Origin of the sequence: Marilutibacter chinensis, from assembly GCF_021725675.1 — a bacterium.
GTDB classification, from domain to species: domain Bacteria; phylum Pseudomonadota; class Gammaproteobacteria; order Xanthomonadales; family Xanthomonadaceae; genus Marilutibacter; species Marilutibacter chinensis.
This window is the reverse complement of sequence record NZ_JAKJPO010000016.1, coordinates 103,663-111,447: the sequence shown is the minus strand read 5'-3', so window position 1 is coordinate 111,447 and position 7,785 is coordinate 103,663. Positions and strand designations below refer to the sequence as shown.

Here is a 7,785-nt window from a genome sequence, read left to right as displayed (position 1 = left end):
GACCGCGAGGGCTAAGACGGGCATGTTTATGCAGGTTCATCCGGGGCTCCTGGAGGGGTGGCTGATTCGCACCTCCAGTCTTCCGGGATCACCCTGGATGAACAACCTACTGAGAGATCACAGCTAGCTGGCGGTTCACGCTTCCGGCCGGATCGGTGCCCACGCACGCTGGAGGCCCGTATCCGCCTCCCTCGGCCGATACCCGGCCCCACGTCGACACGGCTGATGCCTCAAGGCCCCGCATACTCCCGCAATGACCGACACCGCTTCTTCCAAGCCCCCCCTCGGGCAACTGCGCACCCTGTGGCCGTTCGTGCGCAGGCACCGGGGGCTGTTCGGCGCCTGGCTGCTGGCGCTGGCCTTTTCCTCCACCGCGACGCTGAGCCTGCCGCCGGCCTTCCGCACCGTGATCGACCATGGCTTCGAATCCGGCGGCGACGGCATCGATCGCGCGTTCGCGCTGCTGTTCGTCGTCGCGCTGGTGCTGGCGTTCGCCACCGCCGCGCGTTTCTTCTTCGTCTCGTTGCTCGGCGAGCGGGTCGTCGCCGACCTGCGCCGGAGGCTGTACGCGCACCTGATCGACCTCGACGCCGGCTTCCACGACGCCAACCGCAGCGGCGAACTGGTTTCGCGGCTGACCGCGGACGCCGAGCTGCTGCGCAATGTGGTCGCCTCCAGCATGTCGGTGGCGCTGCGCAGCGCGGTGACCTTCCTCGGCAGCATCGCGATGCTGTTCGTGACCAGTCCGCGGCTGGCCGCGTATGCGATGGTCGGCATCCCGCTGGCGGTCCTGCCGATCGTGATGGGTGCGAGGCGGCTGCAGAAGATCTCGCGATCGGCCCAGGACCGCATCGCCGATGCCAACGCGCTGGCGGCCGAAACCCTGGGCGCGGTGCGCACCGTGCAGGCGCACGCACGCGAGCCGTACGAGCGAGGGCGCTTCGGCGAGGCGGTGGCGGCCGCGGTGGCCACCGCGCGCCGGCGCATCCAGGCGCAGGCCTGGGTCACCGCGATCGCGATCAGCCTGGTGTTCGGTGCGATCACCCTGGTGCTGTGGTCGGGCGCGCACGACGTCGCCGCCGGCCGCATGAGCGCCGGTACGCTGGGACAGTTCGTGCTCTACGCCTTGATCGGCGGCGGCTCCGTCGGCGCGCTGGCCGAGGTGTGGAACGAGCTGCAGCGCGCGGCCGGCGGCATGGGCCGGATCAGCGAACTGCTGGAAGCGGAGCCGGCGATCGCGGTGCCGGCGCATCCGCAGCCGATGCCCGACCCGGTACGCGGCACGATCGCCTTCGACAACGTCACCTTCCATTACCCCGCCCGGCCCGAACTTCCGGCCCTCGATGCATTCGGGTTGAAGGTCGCCCCTGGCGAGACCGTCGCACTGGTCGGCCCTTCGGGCGCGGGCAAGAGCACGGTGTTCTCGCTGCTGCTGCGATTCCACGATCCGGAGGCCGGCACCGTCCGCGTCGACGGCGTCGACGTCACCCGCCTGGATCCCGCGCAGCTGCGCGAGGCGATCGCCCTGGTGCCGCAGCAGCCGACGATCTTCGCCGCCAGCGCGAGGGAGAACATCCGCTACGGCCGGCTCGACGCCAGCGACGCGGAGATCGAGGCGGCGGTACGCTCGGCCCACGCGGCCGACTTCGTGGACGCCCTGCCGCAGGGGCTGGATACCGGACTGGGCGAGCGCGGCGCACGCCTGTCAGGCGGTCAGCAGCAACGCATCGTGATCGCCCGCGCCCTGCTCAAGGACGCGCCGATCCTGCTGCTGGACGAGGCTACCAGCGCGCTCGACGCGCACAGCGAGCGTGCGGTCCAGCAGGCGCTGGAAACGCTGATGGAAGGCCGCACCACGTTGGTGATCGCGCACCGGCTGGCGACCGTGCTCAAGGCCGACCGGATCGTGGTGATGGACCGCGGCCGTATCGTCGCCGAGGGTACCCACGAACAATTGCTGGCCGAGGGCGGACTGTACGCGGAACTGGCGAAGCTGCAGTTCCTCGACTGAAGCCCATCGGCACGATCGCCCGAAAGCGTAGGGACGGCACAAGCCGCGACCTGGACTCTCCGTGAAGGCCTGATCGCAGCATGCGCCACTCCTGCGGTCGCTTGTGCCTGCCTCAGCGCGTTCGGGCTCGACAGGTCTCGCCTGTGCGGGATGGTCTCAGGCCTCCGCCACCAGCGCCGCCGTGCGGCGTGGCCGGCTCGGGAACGCATGGCGCAGGATCCGCCACGTCACCTGGCCGAACTGCTTCGGCAGCGAACCGGTGTTGTAGTGCTGGCCGTAGCGCGAGCAGATCTCGCGGACCTCGACCGCCAGTTCGGCGTAGCGGTTTGCCGGGATGTCGGGATAGAAGTGATGCTCGATCTGGTGGCTGAGATTGCCCGACAGCAGATCGATGACCGGGCCGCCGGAGATGTTCGACGAACCGCGCAGCTGGCGCAGGTACCAGTGCCCGCGCGACTCGTTCTTGATCACCTCGCGCGGGAAGGTCTCTGCGTCGGCGGTGAAGTGCCCGCAGAAGATGATCACGTAGGTCCAGACGTTGCGGATCAGGTTGGCGACCACGTTGCCCAGCAGCACCGGCAGGAAGAACGGGCCGGCCAGCGCCGGGAACACCACATAGTCCTTCAGCGTCTGGCGGGCGATCTTGCGGCCGACCGGGCGGAACTTGCGCCACAGCTGCGAGGCGCTCATCTTGCCCTGCACCCAGCGGCCGAGCTTGAGGTCCTGGATCGCCACGCCCCACTCGAACAGCAGCGCGAACACCGGCGCGATGATCGGCTGCAGCAGGAAGAACGGCTGCCATTTCTGCTCCGGGAAGATCCGCAGCAGCCCGTAGCCGATATCGTCGTCCAGCCCGCGCACGTTGGTGTAGGTGTGGTGGCGGAAGTTGTGGGTCTTGCGCCAGGCCTCGGCTGTTCCGACGATGTCCCACTCGTAGGTCTTGCCGTTGAGCTGCGGATCGCCCATCCAGTCGTACTGGCCATGGATCACGTTGTGGCCGAGCTCCATGTTCTCGAGGATCTTCGACAACGCCAGCAGCAACACGCCGGCGATCCAGGCCGGCACCAGCACGCCGTGCACGAAGGCGCCGAGGAACAACAGGCCGCGGCCGGCGACCTCGGTATAGCGCACTGCCCTGACGACGTTGCGGATATAACGCGCGTCGCGCGCGCCAAGGCTGGCGACGGTACGGGCACGCAGCGCGTCGAGCTCGGCGCCGAAGGCGTCCAGTTCGGCGAGGCTCAGCGGCCGGTTCTTCGGGGGCTTGCGGGCGCTCTTGCGCGCGGCGGGGTCTTTCATGCTCGGTTCGGCCTTCTTCACAGGTCGAGGGTCAGGTCGGTGACGGCGCCGTGGATGCACAGCTTCAGCGCCTGGGTGTTCTCGTGGTCGAGCGCGCCGCTGGGCAGGTGGCGCACGCTGCCGGCGGACTTGCCGCAGGCGCAGGTGTTGCAGATGCCCATCCGGCAACCCGACGGCGGGCGCACGTCCTGTGCCTCCAGCGCCGCCAGCAGCGGCTGCCCGCGCGACACCTTCAGCCTCCGGCCGCTACGTACGAGGGTCACGTCGACCTCGCCCTCGTCGACGACCGGAATCTCCGGCGCGGTGAAGGCCTCGGCCTGGAAGCTGCGCACGCGCCCCTCCAGCAGGCCACGCGCAGCTTCGACGAAGCCGCCCGGACCGCAGGCCATCACCCGGCGCCCCTGAAACTCCGGCACCAGGCGGGACAGCATCCCGTCGTCGATGCGGCCCTCGCGCTCATGCTCGTCGCGGGCGGTATCGCGGGTCAGCAGCAGATGCAGATCGAAGTTCGCGTGCATGGCCGCAAGCCGGCGCAGCTCGTTGACGAAACACAGCTCCTCGCGCCGCCGCGCCCAATAGCACAGGGTCAGCGGCACCGGCATGCCTTCGGCCGCCAGCGATCGCAGCATCGCCATCAACGGAGTGATGCCGCTGCCGGCAGCGAGGAACAGCCACTCGCCGTCCGGCTGCCGCGGCAGCACCATCTCGCCGAAGGCCTGGCCCAGTTCGACGATCGTCCCCTCGGCCAGTCCGTCGAACAGGCGCGGGCTGACCCTGCCGCCCGGCATCGACTTCACCGTCACCGCGATCAGCCCATCGCTGCGCGGCGGCTCGGACAGGCTGTAGCTGCGGGTGATCCGGGCGCCGTCGACTTCGACCCCCAGGTTGACGTGCTGACCAGGACGGAATCCGCCCCAGTGGCCATTCGGCCGCAGCAGCAGGGTCATCGCGTCGGCCGATTCGCGGCGGCGCTCGACCAGTTGCGCAAGCGGGCGCTCCCAGGTCCACAGCGGATGGACGCGCGAAGACCAGAAATCAAAGACTTGCGGGGCGACGAACGGCGACAGCAGACGCTTGAGACGGAGCGGACGTCGGCTTCGTTGCGGGTGGACATGGGCACTCATGGTGACGCGACTATACCAGTGCATGGACGTTTGTATATACAACCGTATATTAATTGCGGAATTGTGATTATCCGCCCCTCCGGTCGTTCAGACTCGTCATACTTGCCGCCGTGACCGTCACCTCCACCCATCCCGCCGGGGTCAACCTCTCCGCCAGCACGACGCCGGAAGAGCACGGCCCTGGACGAAAGCCTTCGATCTCGCGGGAGGACCTGCTCGCCGCTGCGCTGAAGCTGATCGGACCGCATCGCAGCGTTTCGACGCTGAGCCTGCGCGAGGTCGCGCGCGAGGCCGGGATCGCCCCCAACAGCTTCTACCGGCAGTTCCGCGACATGGACGAGCTGGCGGTCGCGTTGATCGATCTGGCGGGGCGCTCGCTGCGGCGGATCATCGGCGAGGCCCGGCAGCGCGTCGCCGGCGGCAAGCGCAGCGTGATCCGCAGCTCGGTCGAGGCGTTCATGGAGCAGCTGCGCGCCGACGACAAGCTGCTGCACGTGCTGCTGCGCGAGGGCACGGTCGGCTCGGATGCGTTCAAGCAGGCGGTCGACCGCGAACTGCAGTTCTTCGAGGAGGAACTGCGGCTGGACCTGATCCGCCTGGCCCGGCTCGACCATGCGACCCTGCACGAACCCGCGCTGGCGGCCAAGGCGATCACACGGCTGGTGTTCGCGGTCGGCGCGACCGCGATGGACCTGCCGCCGGAGAAGGATCCGGAACTGGTCGAGGAACTGTCGACGATGGTGCGGATGATCGTCACCGGCGCGCGCACCCTGCCACCGGAGCGGTAGGACGCTGGCAGACGGATTGTCGTTGGCCGCGGATCACGCGGATGAACACGGATAAAGCCTTTTGAATATCGTTTGATCCGTGTCCATCCGTGGCTGATTTCGTCTGTCATTTCATGGCAGCGCGCGGGCGATGATCGCGTCGGAATCGATATCTGCCGGCAGCGTGCCAGTGCAAGGCCGTGCCCGACTTCGAGCCAGCCGCAGACGAAGCCTTCGGCCAAGGGACTGCCGGCACGCAGCAACGCGACCGCCTGCAGGCCCAGAGCCAGCCGTTCGACCAGCAAGCGTAGCCCGGGTAAGCGAAGCGCACCCGGGAACCGAAGCATCGAATCCCCGGGTGCGCTTCGCTTACCCGGGCTAACAGGTCATCGCGTCACGGCAACGCGCGGGCGATGGCCGTCTCGCAATCGATGTCGCCCGGCAGGGTGCCGAACACGAGGCCGTGTCCACCGAGCAGACGGCTGCGCACGAAGGCCTCGGCCAGCGGACTACCGGCGCGCAACAGGGCCGCCGCCTGCAGTCCCAGCGCCAGGCGTTCAACCAGCAGGCGGGCCTCGCTCTCCCCGGTCCGCGGCACCGCTGCCGCGAGCCCGGCGATGAACGCATCCGGGATGCCGTCCACGTCCGACATCTCCTGCTGCAGTGCCGTCAGACAGTCGGGCTCGCGTGCGAGCGCGCGCAGCACGTCCAGGCACTGGATGTTGCCGCTGCCCTCCCAGATCGAATTCAGCGGCGCCTGCCGGTACAACCGCGGCAGCATCGATTCCTCGACGTAGCCGGCTCCGCCCAGGCACTCCTGTGCCTCGTTGACGAACGCAGGCGTGCGCTTGCATATCCAGTACTTGCCGATCGCGGTCGCGACCCGCGCGAACGCCGCCTCGCCGGCATCGCGGTCGGCCGCGTCGACCGCACGCGCGACCCGCATCGACAGCGCGAGCGCGGCCTCGGATTCGATCGCAAGGTCGGCGAGCACGTTGCGCATCAATGGCTGCTCGACCAGCCGCCTGCCGAACGCCTGCCGATGCCGGGTGTGATGGATCGCCTGCGCCAGCGCCATCCGCATCTCGGCGCAGGAACCGAGCATGCAGTCCAGGCGGGTGAGCATCACCATCCGGATGATGGTGGGCACTCCACGTCCTTCGTCGCCGATGCGATACGCCCAGGCGCCGTCGAACTCGACCTCCGAGGAGGCGTTCGACCAGTCGCCGAGCTTGTCCTTCAGGCGCATGATCCGGAACGCGTTGCGGCTGCCGTCCGGCCGCCAGCGCGGCATCAGGAAGCAGCTCAGGCCGCCCGGCGCCTGCGCCAGCACCAGGAAGCCGTCCGACATCGGCGCCGAGAAGAACCACTTGTGCCCGATCAGCGTGTATTCGTCACTCGACGGCCGGTCGCCGGACAACGGCGTGGCGACGGTGCTGTTGCTGCGCACGTCGCTGCCGCCCTGCTTCTCGGTCATGCCCATGCCGAGGGTGATTCCTCGCTTGTCCGCGACCGGCACGTTGCGCGGGTCGTAGTGCGGTGCGGCCGCCTTCTCCGCCCATTCGGCCAGCGCCGGCGCCTGCCGCAACACCGGCACTGCGGCGTGGGTCATCGTCAGCGGGCAGCTGCTGCCGGGTTCGACCTGGTGATGCAGGTAGCTCAGCGCGGCGCGCGCGACGTGGGCGCCGGCACGCTCGTCGCGCCACGACAGTCCGGCGACGCCGTGCTCGATCGCCGTCTGCATGACCGTGTGGTAGTTCGGGTGGAATTCGACCACATCGATGCGGTGGCCGAAACGGTCGTGACTGCGCAGGCGCGGCCGATCCCGGTGGGCATCGAAGCCAAGCGCGTACAGCGCATCACCGGCCACGGCGCCATAGGCGGAAACCTGCACGCTCCAGGCACCGGCTCCTTCGCGCGACACGGCCTCGCGCAGGGCGACATCGTCGCTCCACAAATCCCGGGGCGCAAACTCTGGCGGCTGGTTCTCGACCGCGTGCGTGTCGATGCAGTCTCCGGCGCCGCGGCGCCCCGCATGCGTTTTTCCGTTGCCGTGAGGATCGGCTGGCGTGAAGGCGGACATCGTCGACTCCGTTCGGGACCATTACCGATTCTAGGCGCGCAACGCGGTCGTCCGCATCGCCGCATGCGAATGCGTCGTCCCCGGCCGGCATGCATCCACACGCATGCATTCGCGGATCGATGCACACAAAAAAGCCCCGCCGAAGCGGGGCCGGGAAATCCGAATCCGGTAAGGGTCACGCCTCGGCAGCCACCGTCACTTCGGAGGCCTGGGCGCCCTTCGGACCCTGGGTCAGCTGGTAGCTGACGCGCTGGCCTTCCTGCAGGCTGCGAAAACCCTTGGCGTTGATCGCCGAGAAATGGACGAAAACGTCTGCACTGCCATCCTCGGGTGAAATGAAGCCGAATCCCTTGGCGTCGTTGAACCACTTAACGGTACCGTACTGCATGTCCTTGATGACCTCATGCTGGATGCGATGGGTGCGTCGGCGCTGAACCGCGCGCGACACACACCCGAGTATGCAAACTGAACGAGCGCTTGACAACTGTTGGATAGCCTGTT

Annotated in this window: 6 protein-coding genes; 2 read left to right on the top strand and 4 right to left on the bottom strand. The window is 68.3% G+C overall.

The genetic code is table 11. From position 1 onward, the window contains the following. Window positions 1–253 precede the first annotated feature (253 nt). Window positions 254–2,011, top strand: coding sequence for an ABC transporter transmembrane domain-containing protein (locus L3V18_RS17265; protein ID WP_237056574.1), 1,758 nt, complete (start codon window positions 254–256; stop codon window positions 2,009–2,011). Window positions 2,012–2,167: 156 nt separating this feature from the next. Here L3V18_RS17265 and L3V18_RS17260 read toward each other — a convergent pair whose 3' ends face one another. Together L3V18_RS17260 and L3V18_RS17255 are read right to left on the bottom strand one after the other, a co-directional pair. Next, window positions 2,168–3,310, bottom strand: a complete 1,143-nt coding sequence (locus tag L3V18_RS17260) for a fatty acid desaturase family protein (RefSeq protein WP_237056573.1) — start codon at window positions 3,308–3,310, stop codon at window positions 2,168–2,170. 17 nt (window positions 3,311–3,327) lie between these two features. Further along, on the bottom strand, window positions 3,328–4,434 hold the full coding sequence (locus L3V18_RS17255; RefSeq protein WP_237056572.1) for a ferredoxin reductase: 1,107 nt from the start codon (window positions 4,432–4,434) through the stop codon (window positions 3,328–3,330). 197 nt (window positions 4,435–4,631) lie between these two features. Between L3V18_RS17255 and fabR the strand changes: the two genes are divergently transcribed. Continuing rightward, entirely contained in the window at window positions 4,632–5,222 is a 591-nt protein-coding gene (gene fabR, locus L3V18_RS17250) for an HTH-type transcriptional repressor FabR (RefSeq protein WP_237056586.1), read from the top strand. 373 nt (window positions 5,223–5,595) lie between these two features. Here the strand turns inward: fabR and L3V18_RS17245 are convergent, their stop codons facing one another. After that, the gene (locus tag L3V18_RS17245; protein WP_237056570.1) at window positions 5,596–7,284 is read right to left on the bottom strand and encodes an acyl-CoA dehydrogenase family protein; all 1,689 of its coding nucleotides are present in this window, start codon (window positions 7,282–7,284) and stop codon (window positions 5,596–5,598) included. Between the two features lie 175 nt (window positions 7,285–7,459). Then, a complete protein-coding gene (locus tag L3V18_RS17240) occupies window positions 7,460–7,672 on the bottom strand; it encodes a cold-shock protein (protein ID WP_237056568.1) in 213 nt (70 codons plus the stop codon). Between the last annotated feature and the right edge of the window lie 113 nt (window positions 7,673–7,785).